At 40.8% G+C, this 20,564-nt stretch carries 17 protein-coding genes and 1 riboswitch; of the genes, 14 read left to right on the top strand and 3 right to left on the bottom strand.

Features of this window, described 5'->3' with window-relative positions; translation table 11 throughout:
- Window positions 1-126 precede the first annotated feature (126 nt).
- On the bottom strand, window positions 127-339 hold the full coding sequence (locus tag KNQ97_RS09745; protein WP_032050638.1) for a DUF1737 domain-containing protein: 213 nt from the start codon (window positions 337-339) through the stop codon (window positions 127-129).
- Window positions 340-499: 160 nt separating this feature from the next.
- On the opposite strand from KNQ97_RS09745, the gene gshB reads away from it, so the two are divergent.
- The 8 genes from gshB to lpxC all read left to right on the top strand — a co-directional run bounded on the left by gshB (window position 500) and on the right by lpxC (window position 9,736).
- Window positions 500-1,444, top strand: a complete 945-nt coding sequence (gshB, locus tag KNQ97_RS09740) for a glutathione synthase (RefSeq protein ID WP_001265491.1) — start codon at window positions 500-502, stop codon at window positions 1,442-1,444.
- A 237-nt stretch (window positions 1,445-1,681) separates the two neighbouring features.
- On the top strand, window positions 1,682-2,779 hold the full coding sequence (gene murG / locus KNQ97_RS09735; RefSeq protein ID WP_000132435.1) for an undecaprenyldiphospho-muramoylpentapeptide beta-N-acetylglucosaminyltransferase: 1,098 nt from the start codon (window positions 1,682-1,684) through the stop codon (window positions 2,777-2,779).
- Window positions 2,780-2,790: 11 nt separating this feature from the next.
- Window positions 2,791-4,239 carry a UDP-N-acetylmuramate--L-alanine ligase gene (murC, locus tag KNQ97_RS09730; protein ID WP_000075472.1) on the top strand — a complete coding sequence of 483 codons (1,449 nt, stop codon included), beginning with the start codon at window positions 2,791-2,793 and terminating at the stop codon, window positions 4,237-4,239.
- 37 nt (window positions 4,240-4,276) lie between these two features.
- Window positions 4,277-5,203, top strand: a complete 927-nt coding sequence (locus KNQ97_RS09725) for a D-alanine--D-alanine ligase (protein ID WP_000063661.1) — start codon at window positions 4,277-4,279, stop codon at window positions 5,201-5,203.
- A gap of 2 nt (window positions 5,204-5,205) precedes the next feature.
- Window positions 5,206-6,060 carry a cell division protein FtsQ/DivIB gene (locus KNQ97_RS09720; protein WP_000057904.1) on the top strand — a complete coding sequence of 285 codons (855 nt, stop codon included), beginning with the start codon at window positions 5,206-5,208 and terminating at the stop codon, window positions 6,058-6,060.
- 60 nt (window positions 6,061-6,120) lie between these two features.
- Window positions 6,121-7,383, top strand: a complete 1,263-nt coding sequence (gene ftsA / locus KNQ97_RS09715; RefSeq protein WP_001287630.1) for a cell division protein FtsA — start codon at window positions 6,121-6,123, stop codon at window positions 7,381-7,383.
- Between the two features lie 164 nt (window positions 7,384-7,547).
- Window positions 7,548-8,723 (top strand): cell division protein FtsZ, encoded by a 1,176-nt coding sequence (ftsZ, locus tag KNQ97_RS09710; RefSeq protein WP_000135734.1) that lies wholly within the window; start codon window positions 7,548-7,550, stop codon window positions 8,721-8,723.
- Between the two features lie 110 nt (window positions 8,724-8,833).
- The gene (gene lpxC, locus KNQ97_RS09705; RefSeq protein WP_000240700.1) at window positions 8,834-9,736 is read left to right on the top strand and encodes a UDP-3-O-acyl-N-acetylglucosamine deacetylase; all 903 of its coding nucleotides are present in this window, start codon (window positions 8,834-8,836) and stop codon (window positions 9,734-9,736) included.
- Window positions 9,737-9,833: 97 nt separating this feature from the next.
- Here the strand turns inward: lpxC and KNQ97_RS09700 are convergent, their stop codons facing one another.
- Window positions 9,834-10,274: a DciA family protein gene (locus KNQ97_RS09700; RefSeq protein WP_000042455.1), complete on the bottom strand. Its 441-nt coding sequence runs from the start codon at window positions 10,272-10,274 to the stop codon at window positions 9,834-9,836.
- A gap of 107 nt (window positions 10,275-10,381) precedes the next feature.
- Between KNQ97_RS09700 and KNQ97_RS09695 the strand changes: the two genes are divergently transcribed.
- The 5 genes from KNQ97_RS09695 (at window position 10,382) to KNQ97_RS09675 (ending at window position 17,272) form a co-directional block, all read left to right on the top strand.
- Entirely contained in the window at window positions 10,382-11,074 is a 693-nt protein-coding gene (locus KNQ97_RS09695) for a M23 family metallopeptidase (RefSeq protein ID WP_000557460.1), read from the top strand.
- Window positions 11,075-11,324: 250 nt separating this feature from the next.
- On the top strand, window positions 11,325-14,042 hold the full coding sequence (gene aceE, locus KNQ97_RS09690; protein WP_000896433.1) for a pyruvate dehydrogenase (acetyl-transferring), homodimeric type: 2,718 nt from the start codon (window positions 11,325-11,327) through the stop codon (window positions 14,040-14,042).
- A 2-nt stretch (window positions 14,043-14,044) separates the two neighbouring features.
- Complete coding sequence (locus tag KNQ97_RS09685) at window positions 14,045-16,027, top strand: 2-oxo acid dehydrogenase subunit E2 (protein WP_253612159.1); 1,983 nt, start codon at window positions 14,045-14,047, stop codon at window positions 16,025-16,027.
- A gap of 148 nt (window positions 16,028-16,175) precedes the next feature.
- On the top strand, window positions 16,176-16,448 hold the full coding sequence (locus KNQ97_RS09680; RefSeq protein ID WP_000900285.1) for a hypothetical protein: 273 nt from the start codon (window positions 16,176-16,178) through the stop codon (window positions 16,446-16,448).
- Window positions 16,449-16,484: 36 nt separating this feature from the next.
- Window positions 16,485-16,681, top strand: a riboswitch (yybP-ykoY riboswitch).
- Between the two features lie 15 nt (window positions 16,682-16,696).
- The gene (locus tag KNQ97_RS09675) at window positions 16,697-17,272 is read left to right on the top strand and encodes a TMEM165/GDT1 family protein (protein WP_001154984.1); all 576 of its coding nucleotides are present in this window, start codon (window positions 16,697-16,699) and stop codon (window positions 17,270-17,272) included.
- A 60-nt stretch (window positions 17,273-17,332) separates the two neighbouring features.
- On the opposite strand, the gene KNQ97_RS09670 is transcribed toward KNQ97_RS09675, so the two are convergent.
- Window positions 17,333-19,471, bottom strand: a complete 2,139-nt coding sequence (locus KNQ97_RS09670) for a TonB-dependent siderophore receptor (RefSeq protein WP_253612158.1) — start codon at window positions 19,469-19,471, stop codon at window positions 17,333-17,335.
- A gap of 227 nt (window positions 19,472-19,698) precedes the next feature.
- On the opposite strand from KNQ97_RS09670, the gene KNQ97_RS09665 reads away from it, so the two are divergent.
- Window positions 19,699-20,496 carry an MBL fold metallo-hydrolase gene (locus KNQ97_RS09665; RefSeq protein WP_253612157.1) on the top strand — a complete coding sequence of 266 codons (798 nt, stop codon included), beginning with the start codon at window positions 19,699-19,701 and terminating at the stop codon, window positions 20,494-20,496.
- The last annotated feature ends 68 nt before the right edge of the window (window positions 20,497-20,564 follow it).

Genomic DNA, 20,564 nt, shown 5'->3' with positions numbered 1-20,564 from the left:
TTTAATAACTGATTTTTAATAAGTTAATTAGCAAATTAAACGAATTGTATGAGTTGACTCATTAGTTTTTCTTGTTAATTGGGTTTTAAAGGGGGCTTTTCATCGATTAAAAGCACCCTTCTGGAATTACGTGTTATTTTTGAGAACATCTAAAATATCCATTTCTGGATCATAATTTTCGTCAATTGTTTTGCAAATCGCTTGGCCTACAATGACTTGAGAGCCATTAAAAGTCATAGTAGGTGCTTCATAGAGCTCCCAACCATGATTAAGTGCTTTAGTCACTCGTGCACAAAAAGCAGAGTCATCAGGTCCGGTTAAATAGCGATAAAGTTTCATCTTTAGCCTTTAAAAATAATATTTTATGGGAGTAGTTTAACTGAATTTACCTTAATTCAAGATAAAGAAATAACGGATAAGGTTTTACTAAAATTAAGAAAAACGAGTGAAAAATCTCAGCTATACTCATGCTAATTTAAATTTTAAGAAGAGCTTGAGCATGCGTGTACTTGTCGTCATGGATCCGATTGAAACCGTAAATCTGAAAAAGGATTCAACCATGGCAATGTTGTGGGCGGCGAGCCGTCGTGGACATGAGTTAGGTTATGCATTACAACAAGATTTATATATCGATCAAGGTAAGGCTTACGGTCTCATCTCTCCGTTAAAAGTTTTCGAAGATTACAACCATTATTATGAGTTAGGCGAAAAGAAAAAAGAATCAATCGCGGCTTATGATGTTGTACTCATGCGTAAAGATCCGCCTTTTGACATGAACTTTGTCTACACAACTTACGTGCTCGAACAAGCTGAGCGTGAAGGTTCATGGATTATTAATAAGCCTCAATCACTGCGTGACTGCAATGAAAAATTGTTTGCTACGCAATTTCCTGAATTACAGGTGCCGACACTAGTAACATCGCAGCAGAGCTTGATTCGCGAATTTATTACCGAGCACGGTGATGTGATCGTTAAGCCACTTGATGGTATGGGTGGTATGGGTATTTTCCGTTTATACCAAGACGGTGTAAATATTGGTTCTACCTTAGAAATGCTTACAGAATTAGGCACCCGCCCAATTATGGCTCAGCGTTATATTCCTGAAATTGTAGAAGGGGATAAACGAATTTTAATGGTAAATGGCGAGCCTATTCCTTACTGTCTGGCACGTATTCCGCAAAATGGTGAAGTACGCGGTAACTTGGCAGCTGGTGGCTTAGGTCAAGCGCGTCCACTCACAGAAAATGACAAACTCATTGCTGCTAAAGTTGGTCCTTTCTTACGTGAAAAAGGTTTGGTATTTGTAGGTCTTGATGTAATTGGGAATTATGTCACTGAAATTAATGTGACAAGTCCAACCTGTATTCGTGAAATTGATGCGCAATTTGGTACATCAATTGCCGATGACCTATTTGATGTATTAGAAGCCGGTCGTCCAGCATAAGGGTCTAGTTCGGGTGGTTTCCTAAGCTTATTATTGGAAATCACCCGAAAATATATGAATTAATAAAATCACAATATGAAATACGCTAGCGCTTTGTAGGCATATTTTCAAAAAAGCACATCTTTCTGTTATAAACGAGTGAAATTCGCTTTTCGTTAATGAAGCTTTAGGATTAAAATAAACGGCTACAAAAATAGATGACAATTTCCATTGTTTTTTGAGTTGAAGAATTAGACCGTGACCGATTCACAGCAAAGCAAACCTAAACATGTCATGATGATGGCTGCCGGTACTGGTGGACATGTTTTTCCAGCCCTCGCCGTAGCCAAACAACTTCAACAACAAGGTTGTCAAGTTTCATGGTTAGCCACGCCAACAGGTATGGAAAATCGTTTATTAAAAGATCAAAATATTCCAATTTATCAAATTGATATTCAAGGTGTGCGTGGAAACGGAGTGATCCGTAAACTTGCTGCACCTTTTAAAATTTTAAAAGCAACTTTTAGTGCAATGCGCTATATGAAACAGCTTAAAGTGGATGCTGTTGCAGGCTTTGGGGGATATGTGGCAGGCCCGGGTGGGCTAGCAGCGCGTTTATTAGGTATTCCTGTTCTCATCCATGAGCAAAATGCGGTTGCAGGATTTACCAATGCACAGTTATCCCGTGTTGCTAAAGTGGTATGTGAAGCGTTTCCAAATACATTTCCTGCTAGCGAAAAAGTAGTAACAACCGGCAATCCGGTACGTCGTGAAATCACTGATATCTTAAGTCCAAAGTGGCGCTATGATGAACGCGAGCAAGCGGGTAAGCCGTTAAATATTTTAATTGTGGGCGGATCTTTAGGTGCAAAAGCACTGAATGAACGCTTACCTCCGGCATTAAAACAACTTGAAGTTCCACTGAATATTTTCCATCAATGTGGTCAGCAACAGGTTGAAGCAACTCAAGCTTTGTACGCAGATGCGCCAGCAAATTTGACCGTACAGGTTTTGCCGTTTATTGAAGATATGGCGAAAGCTTATAGCGAAGCAGACCTGATTATTTGCCGTGCTGGCGCTTTAACTGTGACAGAAGTAGCAACAGCTGGTGTTGCAGCAGTTTTTGTACCGCTTCCTATTGCGGTGGATGACCACCAAACTGCAAATGCCAAATTTCTGGCTGATGTCGGTGCTGCAAAAATTTGCCAGCAATCGACTATGACACCAGAAGTTTTAAATCAATTGTTTACTACGCTGATGAATCGCCAATTACTTACAGAAATGGCAGTGAAAGCGCGTCAACATGCCCAACCAAATGCAACTCAGCATGTGGTTGATCTTATCCAAAAAATGTAATCGGATTTACTATGTCTCCAACAACAGCTGCGAACCAAGCAAAAAAACTGATTAAAGTGCCTGAAATGCGCCGTATCAAACACATTCATTTTGTGGGAATTGGCGGTGCAGGTATGTGTGGTATTGCTGAGGTGTTAGCTAACCAAGGATATAAAATTTCCGGTTCAGATATTAAGGCCTCAAAAACCACACAACAATTAGAAGAAAATGGCATTAAGGTCTATATCGGACACGAAGCAGAAAATATTAAAAATGCAAATGTGCTTGTCGTGTCAACAGCAATTGACCCGGAAAATCCGGAAGTTAAAGCTGCCATTGAACAACGTATTCCGATTGTACGTCGTGCAGAAATGCTCGGTGAACTTATGCGTTACCGTCATGGTATTGCTGTGGCAGGTACACATGGTAAAACTACAACCACCAGTTTATTAACAACAATGTTGGCGGAAGAAAACCTCGACCCAACTTATGTGATCGGTGGTTTACTTAACAGTACAGGCGTAAATGCAGCGCTTGGTGAAAGCCGCTTTATTGTTGCTGAAGCTGACGAATCGGACGCATCTTTCCTTTATTTACAGCCAATGGCAGCGATTGTAACCAATATCGATGCTGACCATATGGATACCTATGAAGGCAGTTTCGATAAATTAAAAGATACCTTCGTACAGTTCCTTCATAACTTACCATTCTACGGCTTGGCTGTGGTTTGTGGTGATGATGCGAACATCCGCGAGATTTTGCCACGTGTAGGCCGTCCGGTTATTACTTATGGTTTTAATGAAGATAATGACATCCGTGCGATTGATGTAGAGCAAGATGGTATGCGTTCGCACTTTACGGTATTACGTAAAGGACGTGAGCCGTTACGTCTAACCATTAATCAACCGGGTTTACATAACGTTTTAAATGCTTTGGCTGCAATTGGTGTTGCAACTGATGAAGGCGTTTCGGATGAAGCAATTAGCCGTGCATTAAAAGGTTTTAGTGGTGTTGGACGTCGCTTCCAAGTACAAGGTGAATTTGAACTTGGTGAAGGGAATGTAAAATTAGTCGATGACTATGGACACCATCCTAAAGAAGTGGAAGCTACGATTAAAGCTGCTCGTCAGAGCCATCCTGATCGTCGTTTAGTTATGCTTTTCCAACCACACCGTTACTCTCGTACTCGTGATTGTTTTGATGACTTTATTGAAGTTTTATCTCAAGTCGACCAATTATTATTACTAGAAGTTTATCCGGCTGGGGAAAAACCAATTGTTGGTGCAGATAGCCGTACTTTGGCGCGTAGTATTCGCTTGCGTGGTCAGGTTGAACCGATTTTGATTGATCCGGTTGAAGGTAATTTGCAAAACATCATGCAAAATGTGTTACAACCAAATGACTTGTTATTAACGCAAGGTGCAGGTAACGTGGGAGCAATTTCAGTAGAACTTGCACAGCACCATTTGTATGTGAAATAAACAAAAAGTATTGAATTATCGGGTTAAGGATTTAAACGTGTCAAATGCTACAAAATTCGGCAAAGTTGCCGTGTTACTTGGTGGGAAATCGGCTGAGCGTGCTGTGTCTTTAGATAGTGGTCAGGCAGTTTTGGACGCCTTGTTACGTTCAGGTGTTCAGGCTGAGGCATTTGATCCGCAAGACCGTAGCGTGACTGAACTTGTAAACTATGACCGTGCATTTATTGTATTGCATGGTCGTGGTGGCGAAGACGGTCAAATCCAAGGTGTGCTTGAGTGGTTGAACATCCCTTATACAGGAACGGGTGTACAAGGTTCTGCCATTGGTATGGATAAAGTCAAAACCAAGCAAATCTGGCAAGGTAGTGATTTACCAACCGCACCGTATCGCATTATTACTAAAGAAACTGACTTGGATTCAGTGATTGCTGAATTGGGGTTGCCTGTCATTATCAAGCCTGTACATGAAGGTTCAAGTGTAGGCATGAGTAAGGTTGAGAAAGCTGAAGATTTTGCGGCAGCAATTGAAAAGGCAACTCAGCACGATGCTGTAGTTATGGCAGAAAAGTGGATTACAGGACGCGAATTTACGATTTCATTCTTAAATGGTCAGCCTCTACCAGTTATTCGTTTGCAGCCACCAGCAGATGTTGCTTTCTATGACTATGAAGCAAAATATCAACGTAATGATGTTGAGTATGGCATTCCTTGTGGTCTTAGCGAAACTGAAGAGAAAAAACTACAAGCTCTATGTTTACGCGCTTTCCAAGCCGTAGGTGCAGAAGGCTGGGGACGTATTGATGCAATGCAGGATGAGCAAGGTAATTTCTGGCTTTTAGAAGTAAATACTGTGCCAGGCATGACCAGTCATTCGCTTGTACCAAAGGCTGCTAAAGCAGTAGGTTATAGCTTTGATGAATTGTGTGTTGCAATTCTTGAGCAAACATTGGAAGGTACGGCTTAAATATGGCACAACTTCCGGCATCCATGCGCCGTAAACGTGCGGCAATTACCTCCATTCATGAAAAACCGCCTACGCGCAAGCAAAAACTTGCCAATGCCGGCGGATGGGTGTTGCTGGTTATTGCCTTTTTAGTCTTGGCGGTCGGAATTTACGGACTATATAAAGTTATTACTGATGCAACTGTTGCAAAACTTGAAGTTGTAGGTTCAACGACTCCAGTTGAGACTCAGCAAGTGATGCGATATGTGCAGCCGATTGTAAAAGATAACTACTTTACATCTGATTTAGAGCAGATTCGTGATAAAGCATTAGAAATTTCATGGGTAGACCGAGTCGTCGTATCTCGTGCCTGGCCCAATGGTATTCGCGTTCGTGTTATGCCTCGACATGCTATCGCCCGTTGGGGAACAGGTCGCTTATTGAGCGATGGTGGCGATGTATTTAGTGAAGCAGAGCCGAGACTTCATCCTGAGCTTCCGTTACTACACGGTCCGGTGAGTCAGTCTAAAATGATGATGCGACGCTATAATGAAATTAATCAGTTATTCCATCCTGTTAATTTGCGTTTAAAAGAGTTATATCTAACAGAGCGAATGACTTGGTTTATGCAGTTTGACTCTGGTTTACGAATTATTGTTGACCAAGATCAAACAATGAATAAATTGCAACGTTTAAGTCACTTGGCACAATCTGACCTAAAACCTGTGTGGACGAAAATCTCAGCCATTGATTTGCGATATCGTAATGGATTATCTATTCAATGGAAGAATGCAACCCCACCTAAAATCGTGAATGGTCAGTTTGTTGTAACGAGTGATGACACAAGCATTGCAGGTGGTACAAAAGCAAAGCCATAATACGTGGCTTTAAAATAGGCAATTTGCCTGGTATTAGACAACAAAGAAATGGTATGAGTGATGAGTGAAGCTGTTCCCTCAGTTGTTGCGATTGACATTGGGACGCATAAAGTTTCAGTTTTGATTGGAAAAATTCATGCGCCGGATAACATTCAGGTTATCGGTATGGCAACTGCTCGCAATCGAGGCATGAACAAAGGAAAAATTGTAAGTCTCGATAAAGTCATTGCTGCGATTAAAAACGCTGTTGCTGAAGCGGAAAATATGGCCGAATGTCGCATTCATAGTGCGTGGGTATCTATTCCGAGTACCGAGCTACAAAGTTTCTATGCTTCTGGACGCACACCTGTTGCTAACCCGGCACATGTGATTACAACCAATGAAGTTGTACGTGCATTAGAGTTGGCAAAAGCAAGCCATGTGACTTCTGACTATTATCTAGCGAGTGCAGTCCCATTAGGATTTGAATTAGGCGACTCATCTGAATGGGTTCAAAACCCAATCAATATGACCGCTCACAGCATGACTGGTCATTATCAGCTTATGATGATGCCGATTGCCACTATGCAAAACCTTGATCGTGCCATGAAAGGCGCGAACATTGGAGTTGAGAAAATGGTGGTTTCTTGCTTGGCTACGGCTGAGGCAAGTTTGCTTAAAGATGAAAAAGAATATGGTGTCTGTCTTGTCGATATTGGTGCAGGTATTACCAATCTAGCAGTTTATTTAGATGGCCGTTTGGCTTTAGCACGCACCTTACAGCGTGGAGGTGAGCATGTGACACGTGATATTGCTGCCGTGTTACAAACAACCACTGAAGAAGCTGAACGTATTAAGATTCTGCATGGCTGCGTTGATCTAAGTGCTGTTAAGCCTGACCATATGATTCAAGTACAGGGTATTGATGGTCCGCAAACGATTAGCCGAATTGAGTTAGCGGAAATTATTATTGCTCGTTATGAAGAGATTTTCAGCCAGATTCGCGAAGAACTCGAACAAAGCGGTGCAATCCATGGTCTATATCATGGTGTTGTATTGACTGGTGATGCTTGCCAGATTGAAGGTATGGTAAGTTTGGCGCGTCGTATGTTAGGTGTGTCTGCCCATCTAGGTAATCCGCCATTACAGGTGTATGCTGATGATCAGCATCAAGCTGCATTACGCCGCTCAATGTATGCAACAGCAGCTGGTTTACTTATGTTTAGCCAAAGTGAATTACAAGAAGCTGTTGAGGAGCCTGAAGAGGGAAATGACCGTTCGGTATGGGAACGAATGGTGAATGGCTGGAATGCTTTTAATAGCAAACTTAAAGCCATTTTTTAGGATGTATGTATTTATTGGTAGAATTGTTAGGAAGTTGTAAGAGAAAACCACTGTACTTGACAAGGTTGGTATTGCACAGCATTCTTAAAATTAGTTATTTTTGAAAATCAAGGCAGTATACGGGCTGAAGTGACTGCCATAATGTATTAGGAACCCTAAAGGTCATGGCCTCATTTGAATTTATAGAAGATGAACTAAACGATGGCAACGGTCAAGCCCGTTTCACTGTATTTGGTGTAGGTGGCGGTGGCGGTAATGCCGTTCAGCACATGGTACAGTCTGATATTCAGGGTGTTAAATTCGTTTGTGCTAATACAGATAAACAAGCACTTGACTGTATGAATGCCCCTTTCAAAATTCAGTTAGGTGAGCAAAGTACACGCGGTCTAGGTGCAGGTGCTAACCCTGAAGTAGGCCAGGTAGCAGCAGAAGAAAGCCGTGAAATTATTCGTCAGCACCTTGAAGGGACTGACATGGTGTTTGTAACCGCTGGTATGGGTGGTGGTACAGGTACTGGTGCAGCTCCGGTTGTTGCCGAAGTTGCTAAAGAAATGGGGATTTTGACTGTTGGTGTTGTAACAACTCCATTTAACTTTGAAGGCCGTCGTCGTCAAAAGTCTGCTGAGCGTGGTATTGAAGCGCTTGAAGCTCATGTTGATTCATTGATTATTATTCCTAACCAACGTTTATTAAGCGTTTATGGTGATATTTCAATGAAAGATGCCTATAAGAAGGCAGATGACGTATTGTTAAACGCTGTACGTAGTATCTTTGACCTTGTAGTTAACCGTGGTCACATTAACCTTGACTTCGCGGACTTGAAAACTGCAATGAGTACTCGTGGTTACGCAATGATGGGTGCTGGTTTGGGCCGTGGTGAAGACCGTGCGCGTCAAGCAGCTGAACAAGCTATCCGTAGCCCATTGCTTGATAATGTGAATATTATTAATGCGAAAGGCGTATTAATTAACATTACTGGTGGCGATGACATCACATTACGTGAAACAGAAATCATTACTGACGTTGTTAACCAGATTGTTGACCTCGATGAAGGTGAAATCTTCTACGGTACAGTATTTGACCCAGATGCGCGTGATGAATTACGCGTAACTGTGATTGCAACTGGTTTAACACGTAATGCAGCTGATGCAGAGCCAAGAAAGCGTAATACAGTTAGCCATACATCAACTCAATCTGCACAATCTGTAGATGAAGATGACGTTCCTGCAATTAATAAACGCCAAAATGCTGAAAATGACGTGAATAATGCGCCAAGTTCAACACCGCGTTCTTCGCCAATGAGTATTCAAGATTACTTGAAAAATCAGCAACGTAAGTAATTTAGCGTACAATCTATTGAAAGGCAGTGTATAAACACTGCCTTTTTTTATTTTTGATCAATGACTAAATATGCTAACGTATAGCGGTTTTAAAAAAGAAGTTACAAAGCATGGTGAAACAGCGTACTCTCAATCGTGTGGTAAAAGCGAGTGGAATAGGTCTTCATAGCGGTCAAAAAGTGATGATCAATTTCATTCCACATACCGTGGATGGAGGTATTGTATTTCGCCGTATCGATTTGGATCCACCTGTCGATATTCCTGCTAATGCATTGCTGATTCAAGAAGCATTTATGTGTTCAAATCTTGTTACTGGCGATATTAAAGTCGGGACAATCGAACATGTGATGAGTGCGATTGCAGGTTTAGGAATCGATAACTTAATTGTGGAAGTGTCTGCTTCTGAAGTTCCAATTATGGATGGTAGTGCTGGTCCATTTATTTATTTGCTCATGCAAGGTGGCCTGCGTGAACAAGATGCTCCTAAGAAATTTATAAAAATATTAAAGCCAGTTGAGGCTTTAATTGATGATAAAAAAGCAATATTCAGCCCGCATAATGGCTTTCAGCTTAACTTTACGATTGATTTTGATCATCCTGCATTTGCCAAAGAGTATCAGTCTGCAACCATCGATTTTTCTACTGAAACGTTTGTGTATGAGGTCAGTGAGGCACGAACTTTTGGTTTTATGAAAGACTTGGATTATCTCAAAGCAAATAATTTAGCTTTAGGAGCAAGTCTAGATAATGCAATTGGCGTAGATGATACGGGTGTGGTGAACGAAGAAGGTTTACGCTTTGCCGATGAGTTTGTTCGTCACAAAATTTTAGATGCAGTTGGTGATTTGTATTTACTTGGTCATCAAATTATTGCCAAGTTTGATGGCTATAAATCAGGACATGCCTTAAATAATCAGCTATTACGCAATGTTCAAAGCGATCCGAGTAATTATGAAATTGTAACATTTGATGACGAGAAAGACTGTCCAATTCCATACGTGAGTGTGACATAAGTCATTGTCTTTATTTGGCTATGTTATAATGTAACATTGGTAAGTGTGATTTTTATCACATATTAAGAACGATTCTAATTAAGAAATAGAAAGCTCATCATTTTTTATTGCTTGCCAAACGTAGTAAAGCTTGGCTAAGCTTAGGGTCGCTCACGAAGTCGGCGGCACTACGTAACATTTCTTGTGTTTCCGGGGGGATGGATTTAGAAGGCTCAGATGAGGTCGTTACAGGAATAGTTTTATTTCTTAAGCGAACTTGAATTCTTTGTAAGTCTTTTAATCCTTCAAGTTGAGATAATTTAGATACATATTGGCTCTGTAAATAGCTGAGTTGACTAATCATTGCCTGATTTTCACCAGTAATAATTAAAGAGCCATTTTGATAACACACGACTTGCCATTGTTCCGGTTGGGGCAATAAGGGTTGGATTATTTTCGTAAGTCTTTGCCATTGCGCGACTTGCGTTGTTAGAAACGTAAGGTTTCCTGTTTTTATGTGTTTTCCGGTTTGTTGAAAAACGTTATCGGGTTTAGACATTGATCATTCTCAAATGGTTTCTTGTCCTAATCTTAAGCGTTCATTTCAACCGATATCAAGGAAGAGATCATAAGGAACTTGAGTAAGAACAGTTTCAAGAGGTTTTTATGCACACGCGTCGTATTTTATTAGCGTTTTCACTTGCCGCTTCGGCAGCATCGGTTGCTTTTGCAGATTATCAAAATATTAACCAATCTACTGATTCAGATCGATTGGAACAGTTATCAAAAACACTATCTCAAGGCTCATATACTCATCCTGATGATTTAGATCTTCCGGCGAGTGCAAAAGTTTCAGTGACTTTACGTGAGAAAACAGTTGAACTCAACAATGATTCACTGGCAAAGAAATACGGCACAACGACAGCTAAAAACTCATTTAAAACCTCTTCTTCAAATCCTTATTCTTGGTTAGTTTCTCATCCTCTTCCTGATACAGTACGTGTTTCTTCTAACTTTGGTGGTCGTACCATGGGTGGTCGTGCAGAGCATCATGGTGGTTTAGATATGGCTGCACCAAGTGGTACGCCAATCTATGCGACTGGCCCGGGTATTGTGACTAAATCAGGCTGGGGCACAGGTTATGGCCAATATGTTGAAATTAACCATGGTAATGGTTATTTAACACGTTACGCGCATGCTTCACGCTTAATGGTTCGAGTAGGTGATCAGGTTTCTGCTGGTGACCATATTGCTAATGTTGGTTGTACAGGCCGCTGTACTGGTCCACATTTACATTACGAAGTAGTTAAAGATGGTCAACGTAAGAATCCATCAACTTACTTGGCAATGTTGCCTTAATTACATTGCCTCCAAGGTCAAGGTTATTAAATTTATGAATTTGAAATTAACTTAAACCTTTTTTAACGTAATGATTGTATAAAAAAACGCCTTTATTGGCGTTTTTTTGTTATTTTGTTTACTGCTCGGTCAATGACTATTCATTCAGAAAATAATAGGCCCCCCCCACATTCACCCGTGGCAATAACTTGAAAGGGGTAAAACGTGGTAAAAATACAAAGTAGATTAGAGAACAAGGAACAGGTGAATTATGGCGTTTTACGGTGACTCCGACGCACAAGAAACCCAAGAATGGCAAGATGCATTCGATTCAGTTTTACAACACATGGGAACTGAGCGAGCGGCTTTCTTGTTGGAAAAACTTTACCAACAAGCAATTGCTAAGCATGTTCCAATTCAACGTCTCAATACACCTTACTTAAATACAATTTCTGTTGAAGAGCAACCTGCAATGCCAGGCGACCAAGATATGGAACGCCGTATTCGTGCATTGATTCGTTGGAATGCCTTAGCAATGGTACTTCGCGCGAATAAAACAGGTGATGATTTAGGTGGTCACTTGGCGAGCTTCGCATCAAGTGCAACATTATATGACGTAGGTTTTAACCATTTCTTCCGCGCTAACAGTGATAACTTTGGCGGAGATATGATTTATTACCAAGGACACTGTGCTCCTGGTATTTATGCACGTTCATTCCTTGAAGGACGTTTAACTGAAGAACAGTTAAGTAATTTCCGCCGTGAAGTTGGCGGTAACGGTTTACCCAGCTATCCACATCCATATTTAATGCCTGACTATTGGCAATTCCCAACTGTATCAATGGGTCTTGGTCCAATCATGTCGATTTATCAAGCGCACATTCAAAAATATTTGATGAACCGTGGCTTGATCAAAGAAGAAGATCGTAAAGTTTGGGCATATCTCGGCGATGGCGAGATGGATGAGCCAGAAAGCTTAGGCGCGATCTCACTTGCTGGTCGTGAGAAGCTTGATAACTTAATTTGGGTAGTTAACTGTAACTTACAGCGTCTAGATGGTCCTGTACGTGGTAACGGTAAAATTATTCAAGAACTTGAATCAATCTTCCGTGGCGCAGGCTGGCGTGTCATTAAAGTAGTATGGGGGCGTCATTGGGATCCATTACTAGCTAAAGACACAAGTGGCGCATTAAAAGCACGTATGGAAGAAGCTGTTGATGGCGACTATCAGCGCTATCAGGTAAAAGGCGGCGCATATACACGCGAAAAATTCTTTGGTAAATACCCTGAAGCTGCGGAACTTGTAAAAGATTTAAGCGATGAAGATATCGATAATCTTAACCGTGGTGGTCATGACCCTTACAAGGTTTTTGCTGCATATGCAGAAGCGATGAAAGCAAAAGGTCAACCAACAGTAATCTTGGCGAAAACCATTAAAGGTTACGGTTTGTCTGAAGAAATTGAAGCGGTGAACAAAACTCACCAAATCAAAAAGATGCAAATCGACTCTTTAAGATATGTACGTGACCGTTTCAACCTTCCATTCACAGATGAGCAATTAGAAGAGCTTCCATTCTATCGCCCAAGTGAAAACTCTCCAGAAATGAAATATATGAAAGCGCGTCGTGAAGCGTTAGGTGGTTACTTACCTGCACGTCGTCGTGAGAGTGAATCTTTAGCGATTCCTGATTTATCTGTATTTGATGCAGTGTTGAAAGGTTCGGGGGGCAAAGAGCAATCAACCACTATGGTGATGGTTCGTTTAATTGCTGCTTTACTTAAAGAAAAAGCAATTAAAGACCGCGTAGTGCCAATCGTTCCGGATGAAGCACGTACTTTTGGTTTAGAGGGTATGTTCCGTCAGCTTGGTATTTATGCCGCTCACGGTCAAAAATATACACCGGAAGACCAAGAGCAGTTAATGCATTACCGTGAAGCAAAAGACGGTCACATGTTACAAGAAGGGATTAACGAAGCAGGTGCGATGAGTGCATGGGCTGCGTTAGCGACAAGTTATTCAACCAATAACTTGCCAATGATTCCAATGTACATGTACTACTCAATGTTTGGTTTCCAACGTATTGGTGATATTGCATGGGCTGCGGGTGACGCACAAGCTCAAGGTTTCTTGTTAGGTGCGACTGCTGGCCGTACAACATTGAACGGTGAAGGCTTGCAGCACCAAGACGGTCATTCTCACATCTTGGCGAACACGATTCCAAACTGCGTATCTTATGACCCATGTTTTGGTTATGAGTTGGCTGTCATCGTACATGACGGTTTACAACGTATGTATGTGAACCAAGAGCGTGTGTTCTATTACTTAACGGTAATGAATGAAAACTACGAGCATCCTGCAATGCCAGAAGGCGTTGAAGAAGGCATTAAACGTGGTATGTATTTATTCGAGAAAGATGAAAAAGCAACTGTTCAGTTACTTGGTTCAGGTGTAATCCTTCGCGAAGTGATTAAAGCTGCGAAAATCTTACGTGATGAATACCAAATCCATTCAAACGTTTGGAGTGTAACAAGCTTCAATGAATTGGCACGTGATGGTATGGCATGTGAAGAATACAACCGCCTACACCCACTTGCTGAAGAAGTTAAAGAATCTTGGGTATCTAAACAATTACGTGGTACGGAAGGTATCGTAGTTTCTGCGACCGACCATATGCGTGCTTATAGTGAACAAATCCGTGCTTATCTTCCAGATGGTCGCCCATTTGTTGCATTGGGTACAGATGGTTACGGCCGTTCAGATACACGTGCGAACTTACGTAGTTTCTTTGGTGTTGATGCTGCGCACATCGTTGTTGCTACCTTGAAAAAATTAGCTGACGAAGGTGAAGTAGACGCACGTTTAGTGAAAGATGCAATTTCTAACTTTGAGCTAGATACTGACCGTCCGGTTGCATGGGCGCCGCAAGCACATCCGGAAGTTCAGCCAGTTGCTGAATACAATGAAACGCAAACAGGTGAGGGGAACTAAGCATGCAAATTAAGACCCCTGATATTGGTGTAGATAAAGCAAACGTCGCTGAAATTTTAGTAAAAGTTGGCGACCGTGTTGAAGTTGACGACAGTATCGTTGTGCTTGAGTCTGATAAAGCAACTGTTGAAGTGCCTAGCACTTCAGCAGGTGTCGTAAAAAGTATCTTGATTAATCAAGGTGATGATGTGACTGAAGGTGTTGCTTTGATTGAGATCGAAGCAGAAGGTGCGGCACAAGCAGCTCCGGAACCAACACCAGCTCCTGCGGCTGAAAAGCCAGCTGCTCCAGCACCTGCGCAACAAACTCAAGCTTCAGCTCAACCTTCTGCTGCTACATCAACTGCAACTGTTGAAGTGACTGTACCTGACATCGGTGTTGAAAAAGCATTGGTTGGTGAAATCCTCGTTAAAGTGGGTGACCAGATCGATGTTGAACAAAGTATTGTGGTTGTAGAGTCAGATAAAGCGACTGTAGAAGTTCCAAGTAGTGTTGCTGGTACTGTAGAAAGTATTCAAGTAAAAGAAGGCGATACCGTTAAAGAAGGTGTTGTTCTTATTCAAGTGAAAACAGCAGCTGCATCTAATGCGCAAGCAGAAGCTCCTGCTACTACACCAGCTCCAGCTGCGGTAGCAGAACCGGTTGCTGCAAAGCAAGAAACTGTGGCAGCGGTTCCAGCTCAGTCTGGTTCAGTTGATATCAATGTTCCTGACTTGGGTGTAGACAAAGCTGTTGTTGCTGAAATCTTGGTTCAAGTTGGCGATAAAGTTGATGTAGACCAAAGCCTTGTTGTTGTTGAGTCAGATAAAGCAACTGTGGAAGTTCCAAGTACCGTTGCTGGTGTTGTAAAAGCAATTCACTTGCAAGCAGGCCAACAAGTTTCACAAGGTGTATTGCTTGCAACAATTGAAGCTGAAGGCCAAGCACCTGCTGCTGCACCAGCGGCAAAAGCAGAAGCAGCCCCAGCTCCTCAGGCAGCAGCACCTAAAGCAGCCGCTCCTGTTGCAACTCAGTCTGCACCTGCGGCACCTACATCTGGTACTGATAAGTTAACGAAAGAGCAAGAAGCAGAAAACGCTAAAGTGTATGCTGGTCCTGCTGTTCGTAAGCTGGCTCGTGAACTTGGTGTGATCTTGTCACAAGTTAAAACTTCTGGTGAGCATGGCCGTGTTGTTAAAGAAGATATCTTTGCTTATGTGAAGAGCCGTTTAACTGCGCCGCAAGCTGCACCAGTGGCTCAAGCTACTGCTGCTCCGGCTGGATTGCCGTCATTACCTGACTTTACTGCTTTTGGTGGCGGTGAAGTGAAACCAATGACGCGTTTACAGCAAGTTTCTGTACCGCAGTTGTCTTTAAATAACTACATTCCACAAGTAACTCAGTTTGACCTTGCGGATATTACTGAGCTAGAAGCTTGGCGTGGTGAGTTGAAAGACGGCTTTAAGAAACAAGGTGTGAGCCTAACAATTTTGGCATTTATTGCAAAAGTAGTAGCACACTTGTTGAAAGAAGAGCCTTATTTCGCGGGTCACTTAGCAGATGATCAGAAATCTGTATTGCTCCGTAATGAAATCCATATGGGTATTGCGGTTGCGACTCCAGATGGTTTGACAGTACCTGTACTACGTAATCCTGACCAAAAATCAATTAAGCAAATTGCTGTTGAATTAGGTGAGTTGAGTAAAAAAGCGCGTGATAAGAAATTAACACCGAAAGATTTACAAGGTGCTAACTTCACGATCACAAGCTTGGGCTCAATTGGCGGTACAGCATTTACGCCACTAGTTAACTGGCCACAAGTTGCAATTTTGGGTATTTCACCTGCAACGATGCAGCCTGTATGGAATGGTAAAGACTTTGATCCACGCTTAATGTTGCCGTTGTCATTGTCTTATGATCACCGTGTAATTAATGGTGCGGATGCAGCGCGCTTTACAAATAAACTTACGAAACTTCTTAAAGATATTCGTACTTTATTAATCTAATGCTTTGAAAGAACATACTAAAACCTCGCTTCGGCGGGGTTTTGTTTTAATGTCTATTTGACTTAATTTTAGGTTAATCTACAGATTAAGCAGGACTTATCGAGAGTGAGGAGACATTTCTCGTTATTACGTAAAGGAGAAATAGTAAATGTTGGGTTTTCTGAAAATTATGTTGCCCTTGTTGTTGGTTGTATTTTTATTGATGGGAATATGGGTCAGTATTTTGCACTTCCCTTGGGAGTGGATGACTTATGTTGTCATGGGGATTGAAGTGTTTGTCGCTACTCTGATTTTACCCCTTGAATATCAAACTGGAACAAGTAGCAGCCATATTGGTTTTATCAGTATAAGTGCTTGTTTTGCAGTGCTGTTAGGAATAGCCCGTTTATTCGTGTGGACATGGGTAAAATTTTTTGCCTGAATATTTGAAAAATAGATTTAGTCGAATATAATAAGCCCATACTTCATTGGGGAGTAGCCGCTATTCACAGCAAATGTGAATAGGTGATGGTCAACATAATTGTTCAACAGAACATGGTCATCATAGCTTAAACGTCTCATCGTTCCTGAGTTGGCAAGACCTTTGATTTACCACTCTGCAATCATTTTATGATATTTGGCTAGCAGGAGGGGTAGGTCATAGGCATTTATGCTAGCCAGAGAACCGACATGCAAGAATTTCTGATTTCTACCTCGATTGTTGCCCTCGCTGAAATGGGCGATAAAACTCAATTGTTGGCACTTTTATTATCTGCACGTTTTCGTAAGCCAATCCCTATTTTAATCGCGATTCTTTTAGCAACTTTAATTAACCATGGTATTTCTGCTGTGCTTGGGCAGTGGATTACAACGGTTTTAAGCCCTGAAATCTTAGTCTGGGTACTTGCGGTTGGTTTCATTGGTATGGCGTTCTGGATGCTTATTCCGGATGAGCTTGATGATGAAACAGCGAGTATTAATAAATGGCAAAAGTTTGGTGTTTTTGGCGCAACTTTTATTTTGTTTTTCTTGGCGGAAATTGGTGATAAGACCCAAATTGCAACAGTCGCTTTAGCTGCACGTTATGACAGCATTTTCTGGGTAATGTTAGGCACAACTTTAGGAATGATGATTGCCAATGCACCTGCTGTATTTATTGGCAATAAGTTGGCTGAACGTTTGTCTATTGCGCTCATTCATAAAATTGGCGCTGCTATTTTCTTCATTGTAGGTGTTTCTACGCTCGTACAGCATTATTTCTTCTAATGCATTTTAAGCTGCCAAAAAAACGCACTCGAATGGAGTGCGTTTTTTCTATAGGTAATTTTAATAGTTAAATTTCACAGTAAAGTTAATTTGGCGTGGATTGCCGAGAGTTACCAAATTTTCGTTGAGAGCTCCCGCATAGTAATCTTTATCAAATAGATTACGGATCGCAAGTTGAGCACCCCAATGCTCAGCATTATAACCAGCTTCTGTATCAAATACGGTATAGCCTGGAATATGGACATCTAGCTTATCCATAGTTTTATAGGTTTCACCTCGGAATCCACCGCCGATATACCAACCAAGTTTTGAGGCAGGGTCAAATTTGTAACGAGCTGACAAGCTATAAGCGTGTTCAGGAATATTGTCGAGCGCTTTCCCTACATTGCTTGCATTTGCATCTTTACTAATTTCTGCATCAATTGTGTAGGTATATGCAGCCGTTAATTTTAAACCTTCTAAAATTACTGCACTAAGTTCAGTTTCAATACCGCGAGTTAACTGTTCACCACGTTGTACTTTTTCATTTGGATTTACTGAATCATTAACTACAACATTCTGACGTTTTAAATCATACCAAGCGATAGCACCTTGAATTCGTTGATCGGGACTTTGTAGTTTCATCCCGACCTCAACCTGCTTTCCTTTTTCTGGCTTAAATGGGTTGCTATTTACATCAGTACCACTATTTGGGGTGAATGAAGTAGCGTAGCTCACATAAGGTGCCACAATGTCATTGAGGGTATACATGACAGAAGCACTGCCCGTAAATGCATTATCTGATTGTTTACTCGTATTGCTATTAACCAAACTTCTAGTTTGAGTTTGTGCCCAGTCTTGACGACCAGATAAGCTTAAAAGTAATTGATCATTAAGCTGAATGCGGTCACGTAAATAAAGTCCTAGATATTTGAGACGGTTGATATTACGTACATTTTCCGTCAATTCCACAGCTTGACCATAAACGGGGTCATAGATATTTAAATTACCAATATTATATTTATCATTGGTGTAATCACTTTTTTCCTGAAAAGCATCAACTCCAATATTAACGTCATGTTGCATGCCATATAGATCAAATTGTTTATTTAAACGGTTATCAATGGCGAAACTTAGGTTATCAATAATTTGGTGACGGCTGTTATTTGCTCGATTTATTGTTGTGTAAGTTGAGTCAGCCCAAAACTTTTTAGTTTGAGCAAAGACTGCTTGGCCATCCATTTCAGTTTTTTGTACGGCAAAATTCTGGTTAAGGTTCCAGCCATTATCAAAAGTATGTTTAAACGTATAACCAGTGCGATAAACATCTGCCTCATATTTACCGAAATTAGGATCGCCAATATATAAACTACGATCTATAGGTCCATTAGGGTTGTCTTTTAATGTACCAATTACAGGTAAACCTTGCTGACGAATATATTCGCGGTGTTGATAGCTTGCGATTACAGAGAGGTCAGTGTTATCACCGAGGTCAAAATTATAAGAAGGCGAGATATAAAAATTTTTAAAATAAACATAATCGGTTGGATCATCTTGATCAGAGATACGTCCATTTAAACGGAAAGCACCTTTTTCGCTATTGTTTGGGCTGTAGTTTAAATCGAATGTTCCTTCTTTAAGGCTGTAACTACCATAAGTCATGCTAGCACGTGCAAAGCTTTCTGCTTCCGGTCTTTTAGTCACTAAATTGACCATACCACCTGGAGCAACTAAACCGAAATTAATAGAAGCAGGACCTTTTAAAATTTGTACCTGATCCATGCCCGATAGTTCGGTGGCAACATAAGTATTTTGGCCTACCCTTAAACCATCGACATAGACCGAATCAGAAGAAGTTTGCCCACGGATAATGAAATCATCCCAACCGCGGCGACCAAGTTTCCCAGCTTCTACGCCTGCAACACCTTCAAGTGCATCTGCTAAAGTTCTTGCTTGTTTTTGGTCAAGTTGTTCACGGGTGACGACAGAAACGGATTGAGCAGTTTTAAATAGAGGTGCATCTGATTTTAAAGCTGAATTTGCTTTTGTTGCGACATAAGAAGTGGGGTTTTCTTTTTGTGCTTGAATAGAAATAGTGGGTAACACATTGGTTGAATTTTGCTGTTCTGCCGTTTCTTCAGCATGACTTGTTGTCATTGAAGTAAAAATAGCAACTGCTAACAAAGTTTTTGAAGTTGAAAAAGCAAAGCGTTGAGTCATGGGAGGCCTAAACAGCACAAAAAGTAAATTTGATAATGAGAATTATTTTAATTTATTGCAGTTTAATTTTAAATAACATTATGATTCATTTATAAAATAAGAAAAACAAAATCAATTTTAAAATATTATGAGAAAAATAAAGTAATTCATTGCATGAGTTATTGAATCCCATTATTTTATTATGGAAATAAAAATATCTAATATTTAAAGTTTTTTTGGGGAATTTTATGGGGTTTGAAAAAACAACATCACAGATATTATTTGATAATGGCGTACACAAATGTATTAGTTTTACCAGTTTGGTCAAAGGGGAAGGCATACAAGCCAATCAATTTTTAATTATTGATCATGAGCGTGCTGCCGTGATCGACCCGGGTGGTGATTTGACCTATGTTCCGTTGACAATGGAACTTAATAAATATACGCGCCTTAAAAATCTTGATTATGTGATGGCTTCGCATCAGGATCCAGATATTATCACCTCAATGCCCCGCTGGTTAGTCTATACCGATGCTAAAGTGGTGGCCTCAAAATTATGGGCACGTTTTTTACCTCACTTAAATTCATCATTTATGAGTGAGCGTATGAAAGGGAATTGGGAAGACCGTCTGATTGAGCTGCCTGATCGTGGTCAAGTGATTCAATTAGGTGAATCGAAACTTGTAATCGTTCCAGCGCATTTTCTACATTCGGTGGGTAATTTTCAGTTTTATGATCCCGTGGCTAAAATTTTGTTTTCGGGCGATATGGGAGCATCTATTGTAGATGATGCAAGTCAGCCTCTAAAAGATTTTGATAGCCATGTGATGAAAATGAAAGCTTTTCATCAACGTTATATGTGTTCAAATAAAGTCATTCGCTTATGGGGCAACATGGTTCGTCAGATGGATATTGAAATGATTGTCCCTCAGCACGGTAGTCCATTTATTGGTAAAGAGATGATTAATCAGTTTTTAGACTGGATTGAAACATTGCCATGCGGTGTAGATTTAATGACAGAACAAATTTTTAGCTGTCCAACATAAAAAATAATATTCGACATATTGAGTCCAATTTGAAATTTTTTTAGGATTTCGCGTCGCAGAAAAATTTT

The sequence above is a fragment of the Acinetobacter sp. UC24323 genome, assembly GCF_024151445.1.
In the GTDB taxonomy this organism is placed as follows: Bacteria; Pseudomonadota; Gammaproteobacteria; order Pseudomonadales; family Moraxellaceae; genus Acinetobacter; species Acinetobacter baumannii.
Note: the sequence above shows the minus strand (reverse complement) of the source record. Positions and strands in the feature narration are given on the sequence as shown.

Excerpts from the sequence above, each read along its gene's own strand:
- KNQ97_RS09745 (WP_032050638.1), bottom strand. The coding sequence starts at position 339 with ATGAAACTTTATCGCTATTTAACCGGACCTGATGACTCTGCTTTTTGT.
- gshB (WP_001265491.1), top strand. The coding sequence starts at position 500 with ATGCGTGTACTTGTCGTCATGGATCCGATTGAAACCGTAAATCTGAAA.
- murC (WP_000075472.1), top strand. The coding sequence starts at position 2,791 with ATGTCTCCAACAACAGCTGCGAACCAAGCAAAAAAACTGATTAAAGTG.
- KNQ97_RS09720 (WP_000057904.1), top strand. The coding sequence starts at position 5,206 with ATGGCACAACTTCCGGCATCCATGCGCCGTAAACGTGCGGCAATTACC.
- ftsA (WP_001287630.1), top strand. The coding sequence starts at position 6,121 with ATGAGTGAAGCTGTTCCCTCAGTTGTTGCGATTGACATTGGGACGCAT.
- ftsZ (WP_000135734.1), top strand. The coding sequence starts at position 7,548 with ATGGCCTCATTTGAATTTATAGAAGATGAACTAAACGATGGCAACGGT.
- lpxC (WP_000240700.1), top strand. The coding sequence starts at position 8,834 with ATGGTGAAACAGCGTACTCTCAATCGTGTGGTAAAAGCGAGTGGAATA.
- KNQ97_RS09700 (WP_000042455.1), bottom strand. The coding sequence starts at position 10,274 with ATGTCTAAACCCGATAACGTTTTTCAACAAACCGGAAAACACATAAAA.
- KNQ97_RS09695 (WP_000557460.1), top strand. The coding sequence starts at position 10,382 with ATGCACACGCGTCGTATTTTATTAGCGTTTTCACTTGCCGCTTCGGCA.
- aceE (WP_000896433.1), top strand. The coding sequence starts at position 11,325 with ATGGCGTTTTACGGTGACTCCGACGCACAAGAAACCCAAGAATGGCAA.
- KNQ97_RS09685 (WP_253612159.1), top strand. The coding sequence starts at position 14,045 with ATGCAAATTAAGACCCCTGATATTGGTGTAGATAAAGCAAACGTCGCT.
- KNQ97_RS09680 (WP_000900285.1), top strand. The coding sequence starts at position 16,176 with ATGTTGGGTTTTCTGAAAATTATGTTGCCCTTGTTGTTGGTTGTATTT.
- KNQ97_RS09675 (WP_001154984.1), top strand. The coding sequence starts at position 16,697 with ATGCAAGAATTTCTGATTTCTACCTCGATTGTTGCCCTCGCTGAAATG.
- KNQ97_RS09670 (WP_253612158.1), bottom strand. The coding sequence starts at position 19,471 with ATGACTCAACGCTTTGCTTTTTCAACTTCAAAAACTTTGTTAGCAGTT.
- KNQ97_RS09665 (WP_253612157.1), top strand. The coding sequence starts at position 19,699 with ATGGGGTTTGAAAAAACAACATCACAGATATTATTTGATAATGGCGTA.